Origin of the sequence: Bacteroides sp. D2 (assembly GCF_025147085.1) — a bacterium.
Taxonomy (GTDB): Bacteria; Bacteroidota; Bacteroidia; order Bacteroidales; family Bacteroidaceae; genus Bacteroides.
Genome location: NZ_CP102261.1, coordinates 3,971,299 through 3,996,855, shown reverse-complemented (window position 1 = coordinate 3,996,855; position 25,557 = coordinate 3,971,299). Strand labels below are relative to the sequence as shown.

The 25,557-nt window shown below is 43.4% G+C and carries 18 protein-coding genes; 13 read left to right on the top strand and 5 right to left on the bottom strand.

Annotated elements, in window-relative coordinates:
* The first annotated feature begins 92 nt into the window (after window positions 1-92).
* The 7 genes from NQ505_RS14130 (at window position 93) to NQ505_RS14100 (ending at window position 12,932) form a co-directional block, all read left to right on the top strand.
* Complete coding sequence (locus tag NQ505_RS14130) at window positions 93-5,723, top strand: alpha-2-macroglobulin family protein (protein ID WP_009000885.1); 5,631 nt, start codon at window positions 93-95, stop codon at window positions 5,721-5,723.
* Between the two features lie 111 nt (window positions 5,724-5,834).
* Window positions 5,835-8,258, top strand: coding sequence for a penicillin-binding protein 1C (gene pbpC / locus NQ505_RS14125; RefSeq protein ID WP_004325520.1), 2,424 nt, complete (start codon window positions 5,835-5,837; stop codon window positions 8,256-8,258).
* A 26-nt stretch (window positions 8,259-8,284) separates the two neighbouring features.
* A complete protein-coding gene (locus NQ505_RS14120; protein WP_004325519.1) occupies window positions 8,285-9,460 on the top strand; it encodes an MFS transporter in 1,176 nt (391 codons plus the stop codon).
* Window positions 9,461-9,506: 46 nt separating this feature from the next.
* Window positions 9,507-9,941 (top strand): hypothetical protein, encoded by a 435-nt coding sequence (locus tag NQ505_RS14115; protein ID WP_004305936.1) that lies wholly within the window; start codon window positions 9,507-9,509, stop codon window positions 9,939-9,941.
* 156 nt (window positions 9,942-10,097) lie between these two features.
* Window positions 10,098-11,525: a Na+/H+ antiporter NhaC gene (gene nhaC, locus NQ505_RS14110; RefSeq protein WP_004325518.1), complete on the top strand. Its 1,428-nt coding sequence runs from the start codon at window positions 10,098-10,100 to the stop codon at window positions 11,523-11,525.
* A 67-nt stretch (window positions 11,526-11,592) separates the two neighbouring features.
* Window positions 11,593-12,183: a DUF4251 domain-containing protein gene (locus NQ505_RS14105; protein WP_004325517.1), complete on the top strand. Its 591-nt coding sequence runs from the start codon at window positions 11,593-11,595 to the stop codon at window positions 12,181-12,183.
* Window positions 12,184-12,272: 89 nt separating this feature from the next.
* Window positions 12,273-12,932, top strand: a complete 660-nt coding sequence (locus tag NQ505_RS14100) for a LuxR C-terminal-related transcriptional regulator (RefSeq protein ID WP_004319560.1) — start codon at window positions 12,273-12,275, stop codon at window positions 12,930-12,932.
* A gap of 40 nt (window positions 12,933-12,972) precedes the next feature.
* On the opposite strand, the gene mnmA is transcribed toward NQ505_RS14100, so the two are convergent.
* The gene (gene mnmA, locus NQ505_RS14095) at window positions 12,973-14,040 is read right to left on the bottom strand and encodes a tRNA 2-thiouridine(34) synthase MnmA (RefSeq protein WP_004325516.1); all 1,068 of its coding nucleotides are present in this window, start codon (window positions 14,038-14,040) and stop codon (window positions 12,973-12,975) included.
* 180 nt (window positions 14,041-14,220) lie between these two features.
* On the opposite strand from mnmA, the gene NQ505_RS14090 reads away from it, so the two are divergent.
* Together NQ505_RS14090 and NQ505_RS14085 are read left to right on the top strand one after the other, a co-directional pair.
* Window positions 14,221-15,666: a S41 family peptidase gene (locus NQ505_RS14090; RefSeq protein ID WP_004305925.1), complete on the top strand. Its 1,446-nt coding sequence runs from the start codon at window positions 14,221-14,223 to the stop codon at window positions 15,664-15,666.
* Window positions 15,667-15,672: 6 nt separating this feature from the next.
* Entirely contained in the window at window positions 15,673-16,467 is a 795-nt protein-coding gene (locus tag NQ505_RS14085; RefSeq protein WP_004296958.1) for a DUF4595 domain-containing protein, read from the top strand.
* A gap of 408 nt (window positions 16,468-16,875) precedes the next feature.
* Here NQ505_RS14085 and NQ505_RS14080 read toward each other — a convergent pair whose 3' ends face one another.
* Together NQ505_RS14080 and NQ505_RS14075 are read right to left on the bottom strand one after the other, a co-directional pair.
* Window positions 16,876-17,694, bottom strand: a complete 819-nt coding sequence (locus NQ505_RS14080; RefSeq protein ID WP_004296959.1) for an alpha/beta hydrolase — start codon at window positions 17,692-17,694, stop codon at window positions 16,876-16,878.
* 25 nt (window positions 17,695-17,719) lie between these two features.
* Window positions 17,720-18,154: a DUF2007 domain-containing protein gene (locus NQ505_RS14075; protein WP_004296960.1), complete on the bottom strand. Its 435-nt coding sequence runs from the start codon at window positions 18,152-18,154 to the stop codon at window positions 17,720-17,722.
* 181 nt (window positions 18,155-18,335) lie between these two features.
* Between NQ505_RS14075 and NQ505_RS14070 the strand changes: the two genes are divergently transcribed.
* The 4 genes from NQ505_RS14070 to NQ505_RS14055 all read left to right on the top strand — a co-directional run bounded on the left by NQ505_RS14070 (window position 18,336) and on the right by NQ505_RS14055 (window position 23,538).
* Entirely contained in the window at window positions 18,336-20,714 is a 2,379-nt protein-coding gene (locus NQ505_RS14070; protein WP_009000883.1) for a TonB-dependent receptor, read from the top strand.
* Window positions 20,715-20,746: 32 nt separating this feature from the next.
* Entirely contained in the window at window positions 20,747-21,529 is a 783-nt protein-coding gene (locus NQ505_RS14065; protein ID WP_008774941.1) for a M48 family metallopeptidase, read from the top strand.
* A 185-nt stretch (window positions 21,530-21,714) separates the two neighbouring features.
* On the top strand, window positions 21,715-23,007 hold the full coding sequence (locus NQ505_RS14060) for a hemolysin family protein (protein ID WP_009000882.1): 1,293 nt from the start codon (window positions 21,715-21,717) through the stop codon (window positions 23,005-23,007).
* Between the two features lie 57 nt (window positions 23,008-23,064).
* Window positions 23,065-23,538, top strand: coding sequence for a copper resistance protein NlpE N-terminal domain-containing protein (locus NQ505_RS14055; protein ID WP_032853868.1), 474 nt, complete (start codon window positions 23,065-23,067; stop codon window positions 23,536-23,538).
* 90 nt (window positions 23,539-23,628) lie between these two features.
* Here the strand turns inward: NQ505_RS14055 and NQ505_RS14050 are convergent, their stop codons facing one another.
* Entirely contained in the window at window positions 23,629-24,186 is a 558-nt protein-coding gene (locus NQ505_RS14050) for a TlpA family protein disulfide reductase (RefSeq protein WP_009000880.1), read from the bottom strand.
* Between the two features lie 64 nt (window positions 24,187-24,250).
* Entirely contained in the window at window positions 24,251-25,471 is a 1,221-nt protein-coding gene (locus NQ505_RS14045) for a glycoside hydrolase family 88 protein (RefSeq protein ID WP_009000879.1), read from the bottom strand.
* Window positions 25,472-25,557 lie beyond the last annotated feature (86 nt).

Genomic DNA, 25,557 nt, shown 5'->3' with positions numbered 1-25,557 from the left:
TTGATTAAGAACTTGCAAAAATAATCAGAATAACAAAGGATTTAGCATAAAAACTGTATATTTGTTTGTTGAACTATAAAAAACTTCTCACTATGGGACAAACAAAGACTACACGTAGCATCAGTGCTACCGGACTATTCTTACTTATCATGATGACTGTGGGCCTATATTCATGCACACGCACTCAAAAAGACATCATTCCTTCTGCCGATTATGCACCGTATGTAAATGCGTATACGGGAGGAGTCATCTCGCAAAATTCGACCATACGTATAGAACTGACCCACGACCAACCCATGGTGGATATGAACAATGAGTTAAAAAGCAATCCGTTCAGTTTCTCACCTTCATTAAAAGGAAAAGCATATTGGGTTAGCAACAATACCATTGAATTTGTGCCCGAAGAAGGAGCGCTGAAACCGGGAACACTTTACGAAGGAACTTTCCGGCTCGGAGACTTCATCGAAGTGGACAAAAAGCTGAAAGAGTTCAACTTCTCATTCCGTGTACAGGAACGTAACTTCACCCTGCAACTGGAATCATTGCCGATTACAGCTACCCAACCGAATGAAATAAATATTAAAGGAGAGATACGTTTCAGCGACGTAGTGAAAAAGGAAGAGGTAGAAAAGATGCTGACTGCCAGTGACGGAAAAAAGAGTTATCCGGTGGAAGTCACCGCAACCGACAATCATACCCGGTATTTGTTTAGTATCAGACAAATCCCCAGAGAAGCTGATGATTACCCCTTGACTATCACAGCCAACGGCAACGCAGCCGGCATCGACCGTAAACAAAGCGAAGAAGTACTGATACCGGCGAAAGATTGTTTCCGTTTCATGTCTGCCGAACGCATCGACCAACCGGAAAATGGAATCGAGATTGTTTTCTCCGCTCCCTTATCCACTACTCAAGATTTAAAAGGACTGATTGAGATCCCGGAAATCTCCTCATCGATCTTCCAAATCAGTGAGAACAGAGTTTTTATCTATTTCGAAGCAAACACACAGAACAAACTGACGTTGAATATCCATGAAGGAGTCAAAGACTGTCAAGGTAAAGCATTGGGAACTTCTCATACGATCTCATTCAGTGAAGTAAGTCTGAAGCCACAAGTGGAAATGTCTACTACCGCCGCTATCCTGCCCGATTCGAAAAGTCTGATTATTCCTTTCAGGGCTGTCAACTTATACGCTGTGGATTTGAGCGTGATCCGCATTTTCGAGAACAATGTATTGATGTTTATGCAAACCAATTCACTGGCCTCGGCCAATGAGCTACGCCGTTCGGGAAGACTGGTTTACAAGAAAACATTATGGCTTGCCAAAGATGCTTCCAAAGACATTCATCATTGGGGAGATTACTCGATAGACCTTGCCGGATTAATCCACCAGGAACCGGGTGCCATCTATCGTGTCATACTTTCATTTCGTCAGGAATACTCCGCTTATCCTTGTGGAGGAGGCGAGAATCAGGATATGAAATTCGCCGACAGCAGCACCTCCGACGGGCTGACCAAAGTAAGTGGAAGTGTTTTGTCCGAAGAAGATGAAGCAATCTGGAATACCCCCGAAGCCTACTATTATTACAATGGCGGAACAATGGACTGGAGTGTGTACCGATGGACGGAACGCGACAACCCCTGCCATCCGTCTTATTATATGGATTCAGACCGGGCAGCTGCCTGCAACGTTCTTGCTTCCAACCTGGGAATGATTGTAAAACGGAACTCACTGAATAAACTGTGGATTGCCGTTAGTAATATTTTGGATACAAAACCGATAGGAAAAGCACAGGTAACAGCGTATAACTTCCAGTTACAACCCATAGGGAAAGGAGAAACCAATGGAGAAGGATTCGTTGAAATCGCTCCGAACGGTGTGCCTTTCATTATCGTGGCAGAATCGGAAAAGCAAAAGGCGTATGTGCGCGTTGTGGACGGTGAAGAACAGTCCGTCAGCAGATTCGACGTGGGAGGAAAAGATATTCAAAAGGGACTGAAAGGATTTATATATGGCGAAAGAGGGGTATGGCGCCCCGGAGACACGCTGCACATTTCCTTTATATTGGAAGACCGCGAAAAGAGAATCCCCGACAAGCACCCCGTAGCACTGGAGATTTACAATCCGAGAGGACAGTTCTACACGAAAATGATTTCAACACAAGGAATGAACGGATTCTATACATTCGACGTTCCGACACAGGCAACAGACCCGACCGGACTTTGGAATGCGTATATTAAGGTGGGAGGAACCACCTTCCACAAAGGTCTGCGTATCGAAACCATAAAGCCCAACCGCTTGAAAATAAATCTGGCATTGCCGAAGGTTCTTCAAGCCACGGACAAGGATTTCTATGCCCCACTCACTTCAACCTGGCTGACAGGAGCAACTGCCTCCAAACTGAAAGCCAAAGTAGAAATGTCTTTATCGAAAGTGAATACACAGTTTAAGAATTACGGACAATATATCTTTAACAATCCGGCTACGGATTTCACGACTATCAAAACAGATATATTTGACGGCACACTGGATGCAGAAGGAAAAGCAAATGTCATGCTGAAAGTTCCGACCGCAACGGAAGCGCCGGGTATGCTGAACGCCACTTTCACCACCCGCGTGTTCGAACCGGGAGGAGATGCCAGCATCTACACTCAAACAATTCCATTCTCACCATTCACCTCTTATGTCGGTATCAATCTGAACCAGCCAAAAGGCAAATATATTGAAACTGACAAAGATCATGTATTCGATATTGTAACTGTAAACACGCAGGGACAGTTAGTGAACAGTTCTAATCTGGAATACAAAATATACCGCATCGGCTGGAGTTGGTGGTGGGAAAACAGTGGTGAATCTTTCGGAACGTATATCAACAACAGTTCCATCACTCCTGTTGCCAGCGGCAATTTACAGACAAGAGGCGGAAAAGCATCTTTCAAATTCCGTATCGATTATCCGTCATGGGGACGCTACCTGGTTTACGTGAAAGATAAAGAGAGTGGACATGCCACCGGAGGTACAGTTTATGTTGACTGGCCGGAATGGCGGGGACGTTCGAGCAAGACTGATCCCAGCGGTATCAAAATGCTTGCTTTCTCGCTGAACAAAGATTCTTATGAAATAGGAGAAACAGCCACAGCAATCATTCCTGCAGCAGCGGGAGGACGTGCACTGGTATCCATAGAAAACGGTTCTACCGTATTACGACAAGAATGGATAGAGGTTTCCAACGGAGGAGATACGAAATATACATTCAAGATTACACCAGAGATGACTCCGAATGTATATCTGCATATCAGTCTGTTACAGCCTCACGCGCAAACAGTCAATGACCTGCCTATCCGTATGTATGGCGTCGTTCCGGTATTCGTGACTAACAGTCAGACGGTGTTGCAACCGCAGATACAGATGCCGGAAGTGTTACGCCCGGAAACCAACTTCAATGTGACCGTCAGCGAAAAGACCGGAAAACCGATGACTTATACATTAGCTATTGTAGACGACGGTTTGCTGGATCTTACCAATTTCAAAACCCCGGACCCATGGAATGATTTCTATTCACGCGAAGCACTCGGCATCCGGACATGGGATATGTATGATAATGTATTGGGAGCTTCCGCCGGAAGTTACAGTTCACTTTTCAGTACGGGTGGAGACGCCACATTAAAACCTGCCGATGCAAAAGCAAACCGCTTCAAACCGGTAGTCAAGTTTATAGGTCCTTTCTATCTGGGAAAAGGTAAGAGCCAGACGCATACGCTGAAACTTCCGATGTATGTAGGTTCGGTACGTGCCATGGTGGTTGCCGGACAAGAGGGAGCGTACGGCAATGCGGAAAAAACGGCTTTCGTGCGGACTCCGTTAATGATGTTGTCCACCTTGCCCCGTGTGCTTAGTATTCAGGAAGAAATCACCGTTCCGGTAAATATCTTTGCGATGGAAAATCAAGTGAAGAATGTAACCGTATCACTTCAGGCATCCGGTGGAGGAGTACAGATTGTAGGGGCCAACCAACAGTCGCTCAAATTTAGCCAACCGGGTGACCAGCTCGTGTTCTTTACCTTAAAAACAGGTAGTAAAACAGGAAAGGCTACCATCCATCTGACAGCCAATGGTGGCGGACAACAAACTAAAGAAACCATTGAAATAGAAGTACGCAACCCGAATCCGGTAGTAACCCTGCGCAACAGTCAATGGGTAGAAGCCGGACAAAGCAAAGAACTTTCATACAATCTAAGCAGTTCTTCTGCAAATAACCAGATAAAGCTGGAAGTATCACGCATACCTTCGGTTGATATCAGCCGCCGGTTCGACTTCTTATATAACTATCAGCACCATTGTACGGAACAGTTGACTTCCAAGGCTTTGCCTCTTCTGTTTGTCGGTCAATTCAAAACAATAGATAAGATAGAAGCCGAAAAGATAAAGACAAATATACAGGAAGCTATCCGGCAGATTTATGGTCGTCAACTCCCCAATGGCGGATTTGTATATTGGCCGGGAAATGCTGTTGCCGACGAATGGATCAGTTCTTATGCAGGAATGTTCCTGACACTGGCACAAGAAAAAGGATACGCCGTTCATTCGAATGTACTGAACAAGTGGAAGCGTTTTCAACGTGCTGCCGCACAAAACTGGCGGATGCCGCAGGATGCAAGCGGCTGGCAACAATGGCAGTCGGAATTGCAACAGGCTTTCCGCTTATATACGCTTGCATTGGCAGGAGTACCGGAATATGGGGCCATGAACCGGATGAAAGAACAGGCAGGATTATCCATTCAAGCTAAATGGAGACTGGCAACAACCTATGCACTGACCGGAAAGATGAAACCGGCTGAAGAACTGGTGTATAATGCAGAAACAACAGTAAGCCCCTACTCTTCCATGAATCAGATTTATGGTTCCTCCGACCGTGATGAAGCTATGATTCTGGAAACACTGATCCTGATGAACCGGGAACGGGATGCTTTGCAGCAGGCAAAAGTCGTTTCAAAGAATCTGTCACAAGAGGAGTGGTTCAGTACACAATCCACCGCTTTTGCTCTTATGGCAATGGGACGTCTGGCTGAAAAGCTATCAGGCACACTGGATTTCGTATGGACATGGAACGACAAACAACAACCTGCCGTGAAATCGGCTAAAGCTGTGTTTGAAAAGGAAATCGCCACCACTCCCAAATCCGGTATGATTGCTGTGAAGAATCAAGGAAAAGGAGCGCTTAGCGTAGACCTTATCACACGCACACAGTTGTTGAACGATACATTACCGGCCATCAGCGACAATCTTCGCATGGATATAAGATATGCCAACCTGAACGGTACACCAATCTCTGTCAATGATATTATACAGGGAACTGACTTTATGGCTATCACTTCCATATCCAATATTAGCGGAACTTCCGATTACACCAATCTGGCACTGACGCATATCATACCGTCCGGTTGGGAAATATACAACGAAAGAATGGTTGCCCCCGAAACGGAAAGCGGAGCAGCCGACGGTTCCGGTAAATCCGTCAGCAAATATAATTATCTGGATATACGCGATGACAGGGTATTAACTTATTTCAATTTGCGTCGTGGTGAAACAAAAGTATTCACTGTCAGACTGCAAGCGACTTATGCAGGTAACTTTATTCTTCCTGCCGTTCAATGTGAAGCAATGTATGATGTAAACGTACAGGCACGCAGCAAAGCGGGAAGAACAACTGTCAGTCGATAAATTTCAGGCACGGATTACACGGTTCTACTCGTTAACCAAAAATGCGTAATCCGTGTAATCCGTGCCTAATTATTTGTCACAAAGATATGTCTCTTAGCTCTTAACATTTAAATGAATCCTATATATAAATTCTTCAAACGATTATCTGTTACTAAGAAAGTAATGACAATAAGCATTGCTCTTTTGATGATAGGATACATCTTTTGCCTTCCCCGGCAACTGTTTCATGTACCCTACTCCACCGTTGTGACTGATCGAAACGAAGAATTACTGGGAGCACGTATCGCTTCGGATGGTCAATGGCGGTTTCCTCCCCGAAAGACAACACCCGAGAAAATCAAACAATGCCTTATTACCTTTGAAGATAAACACTTTTACCACCATTGGGGAGTTAATCCGCTATCTACCGGAAGAGCACTCTATCAGAATTTAAAGAATAAACGTGTTGTAAGCGGAGGCAGTACCCTTACCATGCAGACCATCCGTCTCGCCCGGAACAAACCCAGAACTATCGGAGAGAAAGTCATCGAAATGATCTGGGCTACCCGTTTGGAGTTCCGGACTTCCAAAGAGGAAATCTTATCCATGTATGTCTCTCATGCACCATTCGGAGGAAATGTAGTAGGACTGGATGCTGCTGCCTGGCGCTACTTCGGTCATTCTGCCGAAGATTTATCATGGGCGGAATCAGCCATGCTGGCCGTCCTGCCAAATGCCCCCGCCATGATTCATCTATCCAAAGGACGAAAAACACTACTTTCCAAACGCAACCGTTTATTAAAACAACTTTTTGAAGAAGAGATTATTGATGCGTCCACCTATGAATTGGCTATCAGCGAACCGTTACCCGACGAACCACATCCTCTTCCTCAAATAGCCCCCCACCTGGTTACCCGCTTTTATCAAGAAAGAAACGGATTATATACCCGCTCAACCATCGATAAAGGAATACAAACCCATATAGAGAGTTTGGCGGAACGGTGGAGCAATGAATTTAATCGAAGTGATATCCGTAACCTGGCTATCCTAATTATAGACATTCCCACCAATCAAGTGGTAGCATACTGCGGAAATGTACATTTCGACCGTAAGCAAGGGGGGAATCAAGTAGACGTGATTCAAGCTCCCAGAAGTACAGGCAGTATTTTAAAACCCTTTCTCTATGGTGCCATGCTACAGGAGGGAAGTCTATTACCGCAAATGCTGTTACCGGACGTACCCGTTAATATCAATGGCTTTACTCCACAAAACTTCAGCATGCAGTTTGAAGGAGCCGTCCCCGCTTCCGAAGCTCTTGCCCGCTCATTGAATATCCCGGCTGTCACCATGTTACAAAGATATGGAGTACCCAAATTTCATCACATGCTGCAACAAATGGGGTTCAAGACTATCAACCGATCAGCCTCCCATTATGGATTATCACTCATTTTAGGAGGTGCCGAAGCTACTTTATGGGATGTGACGAATGCTTATGCACAAATGGGACGAAGCCTCTCCAACAGTCATTCCAACGACCTTCCCCAAGAAAAGGAAGTGCAGATACTACTGGGAACAGAAGAAAAGACAGTTTCGGAAAGAGATGGTTCAAGAAAAGTTACTTCAGGAAAGACCATTTCAAGAAAAACAACTTCGAGAAAGGATATATCAGAAGGAGTTATTTCAGAAGGAGTCATTTCTGCAGGAGCGGCCTGGCTCACCCTTTCCGCCTTAACAGAAGTCAACCGCCCTGAAGAAATTGACTGGAAATCAATCCCCTCAATGCAGACTATCGCATGGAAGACCGGAACGAGTTACGGATTCCGTGACGCCTGGGCCGTTGGCGTGACTCCCCGTTATGCAGTAGGCGTATGGGTAGGAAATGCAACCGGAGAAGGAAAACCCGGATTGGTCGGTGCACAGACAGCCGGTCCCGTATTATTCGATATATTCAATTATCTCCCATCTTCACCCTGGTTCGAACGTCCCACAGAAATTTTCGTTGATGCAGAAATATGCCGTCAATCCGGTCATCTGAAAGGACGTTTCTGTGAAGAAACCGACACCGTACTGATCCTTCCCGTCGGATTACGGACAGAGGCTTGTCCTTACCATCATCTCGTCACACTATCCGCCGACGAAAGCCACCGCATCTATGAAAACTGTGCAAACACGGAACCTACCATTCAGAAATCATGGTTTGCCCTGCCGCCCGTATGGGAATGGTACTATAAACAACACCATCCGGAATATAAACCGCTGCCACCTTTCAAAGCCGGCTGCGGAGAAGATTCTTTCCAACCCATGCAGTTCATCTACCCTCCGATGAACGCCCACATCAAGCTGCCCAAGCAACTGGATGGCAGCAAAGGCTTTATCACGGTGGAACTGGCACACAGCAATCCCAATGCCACTATCTTCTGGCATCTCGACGACACCTATCAGACACAGACACAGGATTTCCACAAAATTTCCCTGCAACCTGCTCCCGGCAAACATTCCCTGACGGCAGTAGACGGAGAAGGCAACACAGTTTCCACCACTTTCTTTATCGAATAAACATCTTATTTTATTATCTTTGCCGCATGAAACAGCCATTAAAAGAAAACGGGGGACTACCGGCATCTATCCTCTGGACACTTGCTATTGTGGCCGGTGTCTCGGTAGCCAACATCTATTATATTCAACCCCTATTAAATATGATACGCCATGAACTTGGCATATCAGAGTTCAGAACTAACCTGATTGCCATGGTCACGCAAATAGGCTATGCGGCAGGATTGTTGTTTATCACCCCTCTGGGAGATTTATATCAGCGTAAGAAAATCATCCTCGTCAACTTCACCATTCTGATATTCTCCCTATTGACTATCGCCCTGACGCACAATTTTCATTTGATACTTATCGCTTCATTCCTCACGGGAGTTTGTTCGATGATTCCACAAATATTCATTCCGATAGCCGCCCAGTTCTCCCGTCCGGAAAATAAAGGCAGGAATGTAGGGATTGTCTTATCAGGACTATTGACCGGCATTCTGGCTTCACGTGTCGTCAGCGGATTTATCGGTGAACTGATTGGCTGGCGGGAAATGTATCACATCGCTGCAGGCATGATGTTTATCTGCGCAATCGTTGTATTAAAAGTCCTTCCTGACATTCAGACCAACTTTCAGGGAAAGTATAGCGGCCTGATGAAATCCCTGTTAGCCTTAGTGAAAGAATACCCGCAACTACGCATTTATTCGATCCGGGCGGCACTGAATTTCGGTTCCCTCCTCGCCATGTGGTCCTGTCTGGCTTTTAAAATGGGACAAGCCCCGTTCTTCGCTAACAGCGACGTAATCGGTATGCTGGGACTTTGCGGAGTGGCGGGAGCATTAACAGCCTCTTTTGTTGGAAGATATGTAAAACAAGTCGGGGTACGCCGCTTCAACTTTATCGGTTGCGGATTGATTCTCTTTGCCTGGTTACTGTTCTTCATCGGTGAAAACACCTTTATTGGTATCATTGCCGGAATCATCATCATTGACATAGGGATGCAATGCATCCAACTTAGCAACCAGACAAGTATCTTCGAACTAGACCCGCGCGCTTCGAACCGTATCAATACAGTTTTCATGACTACTTACTTTATTGGCGGTTCGATGGGAACATTTCTGGCGGGCAGCTTTTGGCAACTGTATGGTTGGCACGGAGTTATCGGTACCGGAGTCGTTTTAACCGGAATTTCTTTATTAATTACGACTTTCTACAAGAAGTGAGTCAACAAAACGGACGGTCAAACCGTTTATTACAATAAAAAAGCCAATGAAATACGGAGTTAACAGACAAATCTTACTTATCACAGCCGGCACCGTCTGGATTATAGCCGGTGCGAATATTCTGCGAATAGGAATTGTAACCTGGTTAAACACCTCCCAAGATTGGATGTTCAAAATAGGAGAAGCTACCGTCGTTTTCTTGTTATTCTTCGTTCTGGTGTTCAGAAGACTTTATTATAAACATACCCAACGAATCGAACAAAAGAAAGAACACAAAAATTGCCCGTTCTCCTTTTTCGATGTGAAAAGCTGGATTACAATGATCTTCATGATTTCTCTGGGAATTACTATACGTAGCTTCCATCTTCTGCCCGAAACGTTCATTTCTGTTTTCTATACCGGATTATCCATTGCCCTCATCCTGACAGGGGTACTTTTCATCCGTTACTGGTGGATAAGGCGTAAGACTTTCGCTAATTGAGCCGGTCTTATACATATTCCAATCAAATACAAACTTATAATAATTTTTATTGCCTGACATTTTGAAGCAAAAGATTTCATTCTTTTTTGTTGTATCTTTGCGCGGCTATAAACAAAACAGTAGCCGGAAAACAAATAAAAGGTTATAAGAATCAACATGAAGAAAGCCCCCTCTCCCCTTGTATCATTGATACCGATCATTGTACTGGTGTTATTATTGTTTGCCACTATCCGCACATTTGGCAGTGATGCCCTAAGCGGCGGAAGCCAAGTGTCACTACTCACCACTACAGCTATTTGTATCCTTATCGGTATGGTGTTCTATAAAATTCCCTGGAAAGATTATGAGCTCGCCATCACCAACAATATTGCCGGAGTGGCAACAGCCATTATTATTCTATTGATAATCGGTGCGTTGAGCGGGATCTGGATGATTAGTGGAGTAGTGCCTACGCTAATCTACTACGGGATGCAAATTATCCATCCCAGTTTCTTCCTGGCATCTACCTGCATCATCTGCGCATTGATTTCCGTCATGACCGGAAGTTCGTGGACTACCATTGCTACCATCGGTATCGCCCTGATGGGTATCGGAAAGGCGCAAGGTTTTGAAGACGGCTGGATTGCCGGAGCCATTATTTCAGGGGCATACTTCGGAGATAAAATATCTCCTTTATCCGAAACCACCATCCTGGCTTCTTCCATCACAGATACTCCCCTGTTTCGTCACATCCGTTATATGATGATTACTACGGTTCCATCTCTTGTCATTACGCTAATTATTTTCACTGTAGCAGGATTCTCTCATGATGCCAACAATACACAACACATCGCAGAAGTGGCAACAGCTCTGAATGAAAAGTTTCATATCACTCCGTGGCTGCTGATAGTTCCCGTAGTAACCGGCATATTGATAGCGAAGAAAGTGCCGTCTATCGTTACGCTGTTCCTGTCCACCCTGCTGGCTGCTGTTTTTGCTTTGATCTTTCAGCCGGATTTGTTGGAAGAAATTTCAGGAATTGCCGCTTCCGGATTCGATTCACTGTTTAAAGGACTGATGATGACTATCTACGGAGAGACAAATTTACACACGGATAATGCCGTTCTGACAGATTTAATTGCCACACGTGGCATGTCAGGAATGATGAATACGATTTGGTTGATACTATGTGCCATGTGTTTCGGCGGAGCAATGACAGCAAGCGGCATGGTGGGAAGTATCACTTCCATCTTTGTGCGCTTTATGAAGAAAACAGTCAGCGTGGTCAGTGCGACGGTTTGTTCCGGTCTGTTTCTTAATCTGACCACTGCCGATCAATATATCAGTATTATTCTGACGGGAAATATGTTTCGCGATATTTATGCCAAGAAAGGGTATGAAAGTTGCTTACTAAGCCGTACCACGGAAGATGCAGTAACCGTTACATCCGTATTGATCCCGTGGAACAGCTGTGGAATGACTCAAGCCACTATCTTGAGTGTACCCACACTTGTGTATCTCCCTTATTGTTTTTTCAACATTATCAGTCCTTTAATGAGTATCACCGTGGCAGCCATCGGATATAAAATTGCAAGACGTTCGTGAACAATCTGGCATGCTCTTTGTTTTTGCAATAAACGAACAACGTATTAAACCTAAACAAAAAAAAGTTATGAAAAAGTTTATTGCATTAGTAGCATTAGTATTAGTGAGTGCAAGCACAATGATGTATGCACAAGAAAGTAACGCAGCAGCACGCCGCGCAGAAAGAAAAGCAGAAAGAGATGCAGAGAGAGCAAAACTCCGTGCCGAAGAAGAGGTGCAGGACATGGTAGCCTACCAACAAGCTGTACAGGCTTTGAAAAACAAGCAATTTGTTCTGGAAGCTAATCAGGTTGTCTTCCGCAACGGTATGAGTGCTTTTGTTACTTCAAACACCAACTTCGTCCTGATGAACGGCAACAGAGCTACCGTACAGACTGCTTTCAACACTCCTTACCCTGGTCCTAACGGAATCGGTGGTGTGACAGTAGATGGTAATTCTTCGGATATGAAGATGAATATCGACAAAAAAGGAAATGTGAACTGTTCATTCAGTGTTCAGGGTATCGGCATCTCCGCTCAAGTATTTATTAATATGAGCAGTGGAAACAATACAGCTTCGGTTAGTATCAGCCCGAACTTCAGCAACAACAACCTGACATTGAACGGAAATATCGTTCCGCTTGACCAGTCAAATATCTTCAAGGGACGTTCCTGGTAATCCGAATACAAGAATCTTATCATAACTCCGCTACAAATCACGCAAAATGCGTACATTTGTAGCGGAGTTTTTTTTATTCAGTATGGCTTATGAGAGAATTTATCATTGCAGACAATCAGGATATCAGTAAGGCAGGAATGATGTTCCTGTTGAGTAAACAAAAGGAGGTATCCCTCCTTTTAGAAGCTGACAACAAGGCTGAACTGATTCAGCAGCTACGATTGTATCCGCAAGCAGTGATTATTCTGGATTATACTTTGTTCAATTTTGCGGGGGCAGATGAATTGATTGTCTTGCAGGAAAGATTCAAGGAAGCCGACTGGATTCTATTCTCTGACGAACTAAGCCTGAACTTTCTCCGCCAAGTATTATTCAGCAGCATGGCTTTCGGGGTAGTGATGAAAGATAACTCAAAAGAAGAAATCATGACTGCCATTCAATGCGCCACCCGCAAACAACGGTATATTTGCAATCATGTCAGCAATCTGCTGCTTTCGGGAACTTCTTCTCCGCTGGCAGCGTCAAGCATGGACGACCATTTGCTGACGCAGACAGAAAAGAATATCCTAAAAGAAATTGCATTAGGGAAAACAACGAAAGAGATTGCCGCAGAGAAAAATCTTAGTTTCCATACGATCAACAGCCATCGTAAGAATATCTTTCGCAAATTGGGAGTGAATAATGTGCACGAGGCTACTAAATATGCGATGAGGGCAGGGATTGTGGATTTAGCCGAATACTATATCTGACACCGCTATTCACTAACCTCTACCCCTCTAAGGGAACTATTTAACAGATAATTTCTCCGCTTCCCACACAAACTTTCGCCTCTTCATCATAAATCACCCCAAACTGCCCCGGAGCAATGCCTTGCAGCTTTTCAGAGGACAAAATGTGGAATTGCTTCTCCCCTTCCTGTATCAGTTTTCCTTTGGTAAAGTCGGGAGTGTGACGAATCTTGAAAGTGATGTCTATCTCCTTCTCCTGCCCTTTCCAGGGATTATCAGTAATGAAATGGAAATCATGCATCCGGAATTCATTGCCGTACTGTGTTTCCACACCGTAACCGCGGGACACATAAATTGTATTTTCTTCCATATCCTTCTTGACTACGAACCAGGGTCCACCACTCAATCCAAGCCCTTTGCGCTGGCCGATTGTATGAAACCAATAGCCGCGATGTGTACCCAATTTCTTTTCGGTTTCCAATTCAATAATCGCCCCTTCCTTTTCTCCTAAAAAGCGACGGACAAAATCATTGTAGTTTATCTTCCCGAGAAAACAGATACCCTGACTATCTTTCCTTCTGGCACTCGGCAATCCGGCTTTATTGGCAATCTCACGCACTTCCTGCTTCATCAAACCTCCAATGGGAAACATGAGTTTGGAAACTTGCAGGTAATCAATCTGTGCGAGAAAGTCCGTCTGGTCTTTCACAGGGTCTTTCGCTGTGCCCAACCAAGTTTTACCGTTGCGTTGCAAGGTGGTGGCATAATGACCGGTTGCCGTAAAGTCGAAGTCTTTCCCTACACGCTGTTCAAAGCAACCGAATTTGATAAGCTTATTACACATCACATCCGGATTAGGCGTCAGCCCCTGCCGGATTTTATCAATGGCATAGGCCGCTACATTCTCCCAATACTCCTGATGCAAATCCACTACCTCCAAAGACAGACCGTACTTACGTGCCGTAGCAGTAGATAATTCAATATCTTCCTCTGCCGAACAGTCCATATATTCCGCTCCGTCCATGCCTATCTTAATATAAAAAAGAGTGGGCTTATATCCTTGCTCACAAAGGAGATGTACAACAACCGAACTGTCGACACCTCCTGATAATAATGCAGCTATATCCATGAATAATGATTCGTCTATTAATAACGTTCTATATGTAAGCTAATACCTATTAAAAAATTCTATGCTACAAAGATAAGGCAAGAATCTCTAACAGCCAATCACATATTGAAGGCATTTTTATACCATAAATGTGGTAGATAAGCAAAGTATTTCCTACATTTGCACAGTAAAAAGCTTTTTATGATGACGAAATTAAGAAAGATAATCCTCATACCTGCCCTGAGCATCGTATTTATCAGTGGCTTTTTCTCCTGTGGTGTCGACCGCTGGCCGGAGTATGCCCATCAGACCGCACTGGATACATGGATGTACGACATCATGCAGCAGAACTATCTGTGGTATCAAGATCTACCTTCCTACGATGATGTGAATCTGTTTCTGGAACCTGCCTCGTTTTTATCTAAAGTAAAATCAAAAAACGACAGCTATTCGTTTGTGGACTCTGTGATGGAGACTCCGCTGCCTACCTATGGATTTGATTATTCACTGGTTCGAAGTGCGGATATCGATACAGCATATAATGCATTAATTACTTACGTCATCCCCGGTTCACCGGCAGAAGCAGCCGGACTGGAACGTGGAAACTGGATTATGAAAGTCGATACTTCTTACATCAGCAAGAAATACGAGACTCAATTACTGCAAGGAACCCAAGCCCGGGATTTGGTGATGGGAGTATGGAAAGAAGTTCCTGTTGAGCCGGAAGAAGGGGAAGAAGGAGAAGAAGAATTTGTATACAAGGTAGTACCTAATGACATAACATTAAAACTACCTGCGGCACGATCCGTTGAGGATAATCCAGTGCATAAGACCAAAATACTTACGGTAAAAGAAAACAATAGAGATATTAAAGTAGGGTATCTCATGTACAATAGCTTCACAGCCGGAACCAATAGTGATCCGGACAAATACAATAACGAACTGCGACAAATCTCACAAGAGTTCAAGACAGCTGGCGTGAAATATGTTATACTTGACCTACGTTACAACACCGGTGGTTCATTGGATTGTGTTCAGTTATTAGGTACAATTCTGACTTCAGAGGCACGATTAAATAAGCCGATGGCCTATCTGGAATATAATAATAAAAACAGAGACAAGGATGCTACCATCAACTTTGATAGTGAGATATTAAAGAGCGGTGTTAATTTAGACCTGCCCGCTCTGTTTGCTATTACAAGCAGTACAACAGCCGGAGCACCGGAAATGTTAATTAGGAGTCTTTCACTGAAAGACAGTTATCCTGTCGTAACCATCGGTGGTGTCACTAAAGGACAAAATGTAGCAACAGAACAATTCATTAATGAAGAATTTCTGTGGTCAATCAACCCGGTAGTATGCACTGTCTATGATTCCAACCACGATGCCGGAGGAGCTATCTCCCCTGCAACAGATCTTAAAATCAGTGAAACTACTATTGATGGAGTTACTAATTATAGTGAATTTTTACCATTCGGTGATCCTAACGAAAGAATGTTAAAAGTAGCCATCGGTGTTATTGACGGAAGTTATCCACCAAAGGATGAAGAAACCGAAGAGACCACAAAAGCGCAATTCAAAATAGAGAAAAGCGTAATAAGTCCGGCAAGTAGACGTTTTAGTAGTAACGGATTACGATTAAAATAAGAAAGGATGAAAAAAATAGCTATTTTATTGCTGGCAATACTGATATTCAGTTGTTCGGATGATGACGAAAAGGGCACAGTAGAGAATAAAGGGCAATGGGCTATGATTTTCAATGAATCCGTCAAGAACGATTCAAACCCTGTAGATAAGACAGAGAAATTTATGTTCGATGGTGAGCGCCTGATTCAACATATTATAAAACAACGTTATTTCGAAGAAGAAATCAGCAACGAAGTAAACTTGAGCTACTCTGATAATCAGGTAACAGTTACCACTGACTATCTCACTTTAGTATATACATTAAATAGCGAAGGCTATGCCAGTCAATGTGTATACAGTTTGTCTTCACAAAATCGTATTTATCAATTTTCTTACTCTGCAGAAGGATACTTAACCGGAATTGTCGAGAATATTGACAATACAGAATACTCATCAACATCACTTACATACGAGAACGGAGATATAACCTCTATCAGTTCCAAGATGAACGGCCTTGAAAACAAGTTCATTTATGAACCGGGAGAAGAAAGTTCGACATACCATTTACCCTGCCTCGGTTTATTAGAAATACACCCTCTGACATTCCATATTGAAGCTCTTTACGCTGGGTTATTGGGTAAGGACCCGCGCCATTTCACCATACGCAGTTGTCCTGCAGGAAGTAACGATGAAAAGACAATCTATTCGTATGAGTTTGATAAAAAAGGGAATCCATCCAGGATGATTTGTCAAACGACCTATGCCGGAGGACAGGCCAACTATTATCCATACACACGCAACATTTCGGTTTCTTTCGAATAATCTTTCATTCCGAACATCGCATTCTCTTTTAAAGTAGCACAATCACTCTATTTCTGTCAAGAGCAGAATTATAGATTCTTAACCTATAAAGCCCCTTTTCATACCTCAACTTTGTTTATTCCGAAACAAAGGCTCTGATTTTACCTAACAAAGGCTTCAACTTCTCCTAACGCAGCGTTTAATGAGTCGTAACGCACCGTCTAATTTTTATAAAGCTGCGGTATAAAACACGTTAATCTCTGGTTTCATCCCTTTTATAAGCCGGGATAAAGCTCACGCCTCCCAAGGATACAACAAAAAAGGAGAAAGCTTCCACTCCCTCCTTCTATCGTAGTTTAACCTCAATCTATTTTATGATTCTGTACCAAAGATACAACATTGAAAAGCCAAAGTCAAGTATTCCCGGTTTTATTTCTTGAAAAACTTATCAAAGAACAGAATCTGATAATCAATGGAGTTATTCCAATACTGCCCTGTATGTCCTCCCGGACGGGTAATAAAATCATGATCGATTTTTTTTTCTAACAGGCGGTTATGCAAATCCTTGTTCACATTCAAGAAGAAATCTCCTTCTCCACAATCGACAATGATAGCCAAATCGCCATTCTCTATCTTATCAATCTGATTGATAACGGTATGATTATCCCATACTTCCTTGTTAGATTCATATTCTCCCAACTGCTTGGACATGTCCCAGTTTTTCGGGAACGGGCGAATATCCATCCCTCCGCTTGTACTTCCACTGGCACCAAACGTATCTTTATGACGGATTGCATTCCACATCGCTCCGTGTCCACCCATACTTAATCCGGTGATGGCACGTCCTTTTCTGTCGGCAATCGTCTTGTAATGTTCGTCGATATACTTCACCAGTTCCGATGAAATAAAAGTTTCATAACGATAAGACGGATTGAGCGGACTATCCCAGTACCAGCTATTCTTTCCGTCCGGACAAACGAATATAATTCCTTTTTCGTCCGCAATTTGAGGAAGATTCGGTTTAATTCCAATCCATGTTTTAGCATTTCCACCGTAACCGTGCAACAAATAAATGGCGGGACAAGCTACCGCTTTCTTCCCCAGCGCAGCATCCGGCGTTACCACCACCACTTGCACATCCTTATTCATGGAAGGACTTTTAATTAATAAAGTATCTACTTTGGCAGCAAACGAAGGAGCCACCCATACTAAAAGAAGAGCAATTAATAGAAGTTTTTTCTTTTTCATTGTGTGTTATAATAGTTAGATATAGTTATTCCTCTGTCTCTGCAGAAGGATTAAATTTAGAAACCGGCATTTCAAAGGTTTTATGACACTGTTTACAGGTATAGTTCCAGTGGTTATCTCCCGGAGGAGTGACCATCAATGCAGAAATGATAGCGGCACCCAAAGCGCGCCACCGCTTTCCTTTTCTTAGAACCAACTGAATGTCCGATGAACCGCAATACGGACAAAGCGTTAATTCTTCCGGCCAACTATCGTTATCCCTCAACACTTGGACAGCATTTTCATAGTCCTCATCCGCCACCAATATATCCACTCCTGCTATATTGCTCACACAACTCTTATACAAAGTAGAGAAATTCTCATTGTGCAGAATAGACTCAATGCCTTCATTCTCCAACGCTCCCTGAAGGATATGTGCCTTCATCGCATCATTACAAGTTATCAATTTTACAGTCTTCATAAGGAATCTGTTTTAATATGTCCCACAAAAATAAGATATAAAAATGAAATGTGAAACAAAATCCGGCTAAGTTTATCAGTAGGTAAAACGAACCAAACAGGAAGTGATTCTGTTTTTATTCACGGAAGGTATCATTCTTTAATACTTTTTTCGTACTTTCGCAGCAATAATTCGCAATCACATGAAAAGACTGTTGACTCTGCTACTATTTTCAAACCTTCTACTTTCCCTGCTACAGGCACAACCTGTACATCAAATCAGGGGAACGGTTATTGAGAAAAACAGCCGTCAACCATTAGAGTTCATTAACGTAATGGTTCTCGGGCTGAACAAAGGTGGCGTCACCAATGCGGAAGGCCATTTCACCATCGAACAAGTACCTCCCGGCATCTACCGCCTGCAAGCAACTGCCATCGGCTACAAAAGTGTCACTACTCCCGAATATATTGTATCTACCAAAGATCTGAATATCTCGATAGAGATGGAAGAGAACCTGACCGAACTCGCAGGAGTAACCGTCACCGCTTCTCCTTTCCGACGTGATTTGGAAAGCCCCGTCAGCCTGCGCATTATCGGATTGCAGGAAATAGAAAAAAGTCCGGGAGCTAATCGGGACATTTCACGTATTGTTCAGTCTTATCCGGGAGTTGCCTTCTCACCGATTGGATACCGCAACGACTTGATTGTGCGCGGTGGTTCTCCTTCTGAAAACCGTTTCTACCTGGATGGAGTGGAAATTCCCAATATCAATCACTTCAGTACGCAAGGAGCCTCCGGTGGTCCGGTGGGAATCCTCAATGCCGACCTGATACGTGAAGTCAATTTCTACACCGGTGCTTTCCCCACTGATAGAGGAAACGCACTTAGTTCCGTTCTTGATTTCAAGTTGCGCGACGGAGATATGGAGCACAACTCTGTAAAGGCTACCCTCGGAGCATCCGAAGTCTCGCTCGCCTCCAACGGGCATATCGGGAAAAAGACCTCTTATCTGGTATCTATACGTCAATCTTATCTGCAATTCCTGTTTGATATGCTCGACCTCCCTTTCCTGCCGACTTTCACCGATGCGCAGTTCAAATTGAAAACCCGGTTTAACGAACAGAACGAGTTGACAGTGCTGGGACTCGGAGGAATCGACAATATGCGATTGAACACGAAAGCGGATAGCGAAGACAACGAATATATTCTTAGTTACCTGCCGAAAATCAAGCAGGAGACATTTACATTGGGAGCCGTTTATCGTCATTATGCAGGCGCACATGTGCAGTCAGTGGTAGTCAGTCACAGCTATCTGAACAACCGCAACACCAAATACCGTCAGAATGATGAAAGTATTCCGGAGAATCTGATGCTCCGCCTCCGTTCTACCGAACAAGAGACAAAATTCCGTTTCGAAAACAATTCTTCTTTCCGCAACTGGAAGGTCAACCTCGGATTGAACCTGGATTACAGCCAATATACCAACACCACCTTTCAAAAGGCATATACCAATCAGGCACAAACGTTTGATTACCATACTTATTTGGGGATGATGCGCTGGGGACTTTTCGGCACTATCAGCTACTCTTCGATGGACGAACGCTTCACTGCTTCTTTGGGATTGAGAGCGGATGCCAACAATTATTCATCGGCGATGAAATCACTCTCCGACCAGCTTTCACCGCGCATATCGCTTTCCTATCAACTTGCCGATCACTGGTTTTTAAGTGGAAATGCAGGACTTTATTACCAGTTGCCTCCTTACACGGCTCTCGGTTTTAAGGATAATAACGGAACGTATGTCAACAAATACAATCTCCGCTATATGAAAGTCAGCCAGGAAAGCTTGGGTATCAGTTGGCGCAAAGGAGATACTTTCGAAGTTTCCGTGGAAGGATTCTACAAAGATTATGATAAAATTCCGCTCTCCGTTGTGGATGGCATTCCTCTTACCTGCAAAGGAAATGACTACGGGGTGATTGGCAACGAATTGCTGACCTCCACCGCCCAGGGACGTTCGTATGGTGCGGAGATTTTGGTGAAATGGCTGATCACCAAGAAACTGAATCTGGCTTCTTCCTTTACCTTATTTAAAAGCGAATACCGCAACGACAAAGAGAGTGAATACATTGCATCCGCATGGGACAACCGGTATATCTTCAACTTACGGGGAACCTACAATCTGCCGCGCCAATGGAGTGTCGGGATGAAAGTCAGTTGCATCGGCGGTGCTCCTTATACGCCTTATGATGAAGAAAAGTCATCTCTGGTATCTGCCTGGGATGCACAAGGTAAAGCATATTACGACTATTCTAAATATAATAAAGAACGTCTTCCGGCTTTTGCACAGGTAGACCTCCGTATCGACAAGACATTTTATCTGAAACATTGTATGCTGGGATTCTATCTTGATTTGCAAAATATCACGGTAAGCAAACTGAAACAGCAAGATGTACTGATGAGCACCGGTATCATCGAAAATCCGGAAGCTCCTGCCGACAGCCAACACTATAAAATGAAACGCCTCAAACAATCGAGCGGGACATTGCTCCCCACATTAGGAATAACATTTGAGTATTAATTTATGCATAAAACTGTAAACTAGAAAAGAGTATGAAAAGAGAAATCGCTATGATTGCCTTCGTATTGTTAGGCATGGGTATGACAGCTTCTGCACAATTCGGCAAGAAGATTAATTTGGGAAAAGCGTTACAAGCCGGTAAAGACGTAGTATCAGCCGTTACTTTATCTGATGCGGACATCGCCAACATGAGTAAGGAGTATATGGTATGGATGGATGCTCATAATCCATTGACCAAACCTGATACTGAATATGGCAAACGTCTGGAGAAGTTGACGGGACATATCAAAGAAGTGGATGGACTGAAACTTAACTTTGGTGTATATGAAGTGGTAGACGTAAATGCTTTCGCTTGTGGCGACGGTAGTGTACGTATTTGCGCCGGTCTGATGGATGTGATGACGGATGAAGAAGTGATGGCAGTGGTAGGACATGAGATTGGCCACGTAGTTCACACAGATTCTAAAGATGCCATGAAGAATGCTTATCTCCGTTCAGCCGTGAAGAATGCAGCAGGTGCCAGCAGCGATAAAGTAGCCAAACTGACCGACTCCGAGCTGGGAGCTATGGCTGAAGCTCTGGCAGGCGCACAATATTCACAGAAGCAGGAAAGCGAAGCGGATGATTACGGAGTAGAGTTCTGTGTAAAGAACGGTATCGACCCGTATGCAATGGCTAACTCACTGACTAAGTTGTCCGAACTGTCGAAAGATGCTCCACAAGCTTCTTACCTGCAAAAGATGTTCTCGTCACACCCGGATACCATGAAACGTATCGAACGTGCGAAAGCAAAAGCAGCAACCTACGCTAAATAATAACGGACATCGTTCCTAAATCAAATAAAGGAGGAGATACTGCGGTTGACAAACCAATGTATCTCCTCCTCTGTTTTTGATAAAAAAGGACACACTATTATTAAAAAATCATTAATCTATAACATAGATTTGCATAGTGCCCTGATTTCTTGTAATTTCGACCCTATAACCATTTTAATCCATTTATGGAATTTCTTATCATACTTCTCTTACTTGTACTGAATGGCATTTTTGCCATGTATGAAATTGCGCTGGTATCATCCAGCAAAGCACGTCTTGAAACACTTGTCGCAAAAGGTAACAAATCAGCCCGTGGAGTTTTAAAACAATTGGAAGAACCGGAAAAGTTCTTATCTACCATTCAGATCGGTATTACGCTGATCGGTATCGTATCCGGTGCGTATGGTGGTGTGGCTATTGCCGACGACCTCGTTCCTTTCTTTTCCCTCATTCCGGGCGCAGAAGCTTATGCACGCAACCTGGCAATGATTACTACCGTAGCAATCATTACCTATCTTTCTCTGATTATCGGAGAGCTAGTACCCAAATCTATCGCTCTTAGTAATCCGGAGCGATACGCCACTTTGTTCAGCCCGGTCATGATTCTCCTGACAAAGGTTTCTTATCCTTTTGTATGGTTGCTGAGTGTCTCTACCCGGCTACTGAATAAACTCATCGGTTTGAAAAGCGAAGAACGCCCCATGACGCAGGAGGAAATCAAAATGATTCTCCATCAAAGTTCGGAACAGGGTGTGATTGACAAAGAGGAAACGGAAATGATACGTGATGTGTTCCGCTTCTCCGACAAACGGGCTAACGAACTGATGACGCATCGCAGAGATCTCATTATCCTTCACCCTGATGATACGCAGGAAAAGGTGATGAAGACAATCGAAGAAGAACATTATAGCAAATATCTGTTGGTGGACGAACGGAAAGATGAGATTATCGGTGTGGTTTCCGTAAAGGATATTATCCTGATGATAGGCAGTAAAAAACTGTTTAACTTACGCGAAATAGCCCGTCCTCCCCTCTTTATTCCGGAAAGTTTATATGCAAATAAAGTTTTAGAGCTATTTAAGAAGAACAAAAACAAGTTCGGAGTTGTTGTTAACGAGTATGGCAGCACAGAAGGCATTATCACACTGCACGACCTGACCGAAAGTATCTTCGGAGACATCCTTGAAGAGGATGAAACGGAAGAAGAAGAAATCGTCACAAGGCAGGATGGTTCGATGCTGGTGGAAGCTTCAATGAACATCGACGACTTCATGGAGGAAATGGGTATTTTATCCTATGAAGATCTGGAATCGGAAGACTTCACCACTCTGGGGGGATTAGCCATGTTCCTGATTGGCCGTATCCCGAAAGCGGGAGACATCTTCACCTATAAGAATCTGCAATTCGAAGTGGTGGACATGGACCGCGGACGAGTAGACAAACTGCTTGTCATCAAACGGGACGATGAACAGGAATAGGATAGCAAAAAACGAGCAATAGCTCACTATATTTATATTAACTTAAAGCACTTAACGATGAAAAAAGTAATTATGTTAGCAGCAGTCGTAGCTGCTTTGGCATCATGCCAATCAAAAGCAAACAAAGCCGCAGAGGCTCAAGCAGACAGTCTAGCTCTTGCTATGACTCCGATTACCGAACTAACTGAAGTTTATGAAGGTACTCTTCCTGCTGCCGACGGTCCGGGTATTGACTATGTACTAACCTTGAACGCTGCAACTGACGGTGTAGATACTGCGTATACACTGGATATGACTTACCTCGATGCTGAAGGTCAAGGACAAAACAAGACTTTCACTTCAAAAGGAAAACAGCAGACTGTACACAAGGTAGTGAACAAAAAACCTGTTACTGCTGTTAAGTTAACTCCGAAGGATGGTGAAGCTCCGATGTATTTCGTGGTTGTTAACGATACCACTCTTCGTTTGGTGAACGATAGCTTGCAAGAAGCTGTCAGCAATCTGAATTATGACATCATCAAGGTAAAATAATAATAAGCCTAACCCTAACCAGTAAAAAAAGCTCTGCATAGAACGGTCCGTTCTTGCAGAGCTTTTCGTTTTTGGGAGTCTTTCCTCATATTATTCCAAGTATTGTTTCAACTGATTCTTCAATTCCTCCGGATTGCTTGGTCTTTGTGCCTTATATTCTACAATAGTTCCCTCCCTATTAACAATAATAAACTGAGGAACTGAAAGCCCGGCGAAATTACCTTTCTCATCATAAGTGACAAACAACTTCTCCACTTCAACAGAAAATTTATTATTCTCAACACTATTCTCTGGTCGATGATAGGTGACAAAATACCCATTTAATAATCTTTCATCCAATCTTTTCAAACAGACATTCCAATCCTTGGGTTCATCTATTGAAATAAAAAGTCTTACAATATCATTCTTTTTGAAAAAATCATCTGTTTTTTCATATTCTTTGAGTTCTGCCAGACAGGGTTTACACCAAGATACCATTACATCAATATATACAATTTTTCCTTTAAAATGCCGAAGCAATAACTCAAACGAACTAGGATAATTCAAGCATTTGATATTAGACTGCACTGATTGCTCCTGTGCAGTAATGATTAATGATATCAAACAAAAAAAGAATAAAACTCCATTTGTTTTAATGCACTGTTTCATACAACATAGATTTATTGTTAAATAACTGTGATAAAGATAGTGTTTTATTCGATATAAATCTTCTTTATTTAATTACATTCTTTCCTTCTTGCAGACGTTTCAACCGAAGCAATGCTTCAATGTAGTAATAATCTGCATAAATAATAGAGGCATCTATCTCTGAATGAGCCGGCCAATGTCCTACGCTATGAAGCAGGAAGGACGGTTTGCTCTTGCCACTCTGATAACTGTCAGAGTTCAGGCTTGCCAGCATTTCAATAGCAACATCTTTATAACGTTTTCCTGTTCCATTCGGGAGGTAAGTGGATAATTCAAGCAAAGCAGAGGCCACCACTGCCGCAGCAGAAGCGTCACGCGGAGCATCCGGTATTCCCGGTGCACTGAAATCCCAATAAGGAACCTTGTCTTCCGGCAGACGTTCGAGATAAACATCTGTCACTTTCTGTGCGAAATCAAGATATTTAGGATCTTTCGTCTCCCGATAGACTACAGTATATCCGTAGATTGCCCATGCTTGACCACGCGCCCACATGGTACTGTCTGCATAGCCCTGATGGGTTACTCCTTTTATCAGATTACCAGTGATGGTATCATATACTGCTACATGGTAGGATGTATAATCGGGACGGAACTGACATTTCATTGTTTTATCAGCATGAGAAACGGCAACATCATACAAATAAGGATTTCCACCATTCTTTGCTGCCCAGAAAAGCATTTCGAGATTAATCATGTTATCCATGATTGTGTTGTGAGGCCAGTTGCGTGGTTCCACTTCACGAGGCCACGAAAGCATTGTTCCTACAACCGGATTGAATAAAGTAGCCAGCGAATCGGCCGTATCCAGAATCACTTTCTTATAAGCAGGATCTTTCGTCAAGCGATAGCCGTTTCCATAACTGCAGAATACGAGAAATCCCAAATCATGGTCATAAGCTGGTATTCGAGAAAGGAATTCCAATGAGTTCGTAAACTTCTTCGCTTCTTCCAGAATATGCTTATCCTGTGTATATTCGTAATCATACCAGAGCACACCCGGCCAGAAACCGGCACACCATTCTTCTTTCGTTGCCTTACGACAGTTCCAGTGGTGTTCGTCAGCCATAATGTTACGTGGCATCATCGTATAGTCAATGCCGGAATCTGTTTTCAGTTCCGTAAGCGTACGTTGTGTCTGCTCTGCACAATAGTCTAATGCCTTATTCACATCCAATGTACCGGAAGGCTTGTGAGTGCACATACAAAAACCTAACATCACAGCCAGACCTACTACAATCTTTTTCATCTTAGTTCAAATATATTCGCGTTAATTCTTAATCTTTATTTCTCTTTGTCAGTTACTTGATCGGTCAGTTACTTAGTCACTCCATC

Excerpts from the sequence above, each read along its gene's own strand:
- NQ505_RS14130 (WP_009000885.1), top strand. The coding sequence starts at position 93 with ATGGGACAAACAAAGACTACACGTAGCATCAGTGCTACCGGACTATTC.
- pbpC (WP_004325520.1), top strand. The coding sequence starts at position 5,835 with ATGAATCCTATATATAAATTCTTCAAACGATTATCTGTTACTAAGAAA.
- NQ505_RS14120 (WP_004325519.1), top strand. The coding sequence starts at position 8,285 with ATGAAACAGCCATTAAAAGAAAACGGGGGACTACCGGCATCTATCCTC.
- NQ505_RS14115 (WP_004305936.1), top strand. The coding sequence starts at position 9,507 with ATGAAATACGGAGTTAACAGACAAATCTTACTTATCACAGCCGGCACC.
- nhaC (WP_004325518.1), top strand. The coding sequence starts at position 10,098 with ATGAAGAAAGCCCCCTCTCCCCTTGTATCATTGATACCGATCATTGTA.
- NQ505_RS14105 (WP_004325517.1), top strand. The coding sequence starts at position 11,593 with ATGAAAAAGTTTATTGCATTAGTAGCATTAGTATTAGTGAGTGCAAGC.
- NQ505_RS14100 (WP_004319560.1), top strand. The coding sequence starts at position 12,273 with ATGAGAGAATTTATCATTGCAGACAATCAGGATATCAGTAAGGCAGGA.
- mnmA (WP_004325516.1), bottom strand. The coding sequence starts at position 14,040 with ATGGATATAGCTGCATTATTATCAGGAGGTGTCGACAGTTCGGTTGTT.
- NQ505_RS14090 (WP_004305925.1), top strand. The coding sequence starts at position 14,221 with ATGATGACGAAATTAAGAAAGATAATCCTCATACCTGCCCTGAGCATC.
- NQ505_RS14085 (WP_004296958.1), top strand. The coding sequence starts at position 15,673 with ATGAAAAAAATAGCTATTTTATTGCTGGCAATACTGATATTCAGTTGT.
- NQ505_RS14080 (WP_004296959.1), bottom strand. The coding sequence starts at position 17,694 with ATGAAAAAGAAAAAACTTCTATTAATTGCTCTTCTTTTAGTATGGGTG.
- NQ505_RS14075 (WP_004296960.1), bottom strand. The coding sequence starts at position 18,154 with ATGAAGACTGTAAAATTGATAACTTGTAATGATGCGATGAAGGCACAT.
- NQ505_RS14070 (WP_009000883.1), top strand. The coding sequence starts at position 18,336 with ATGAAAAGACTGTTGACTCTGCTACTATTTTCAAACCTTCTACTTTCC.
- NQ505_RS14065 (WP_008774941.1), top strand. The coding sequence starts at position 20,747 with ATGAAAAGAGAAATCGCTATGATTGCCTTCGTATTGTTAGGCATGGGT.
- NQ505_RS14060 (WP_009000882.1), top strand. The coding sequence starts at position 21,715 with ATGGAATTTCTTATCATACTTCTCTTACTTGTACTGAATGGCATTTTT.
- NQ505_RS14055 (WP_032853868.1), top strand. The coding sequence starts at position 23,065 with ATGAAAAAAGTAATTATGTTAGCAGCAGTCGTAGCTGCTTTGGCATCA.
- NQ505_RS14050 (WP_009000880.1), bottom strand. The coding sequence starts at position 24,186 with ATGAAACAGTGCATTAAAACAAATGGAGTTTTATTCTTTTTTTGTTTG.
- NQ505_RS14045 (WP_009000879.1), bottom strand. The coding sequence starts at position 25,471 with ATGAAAAAGATTGTAGTAGGTCTGGCTGTGATGTTAGGTTTTTGTATG.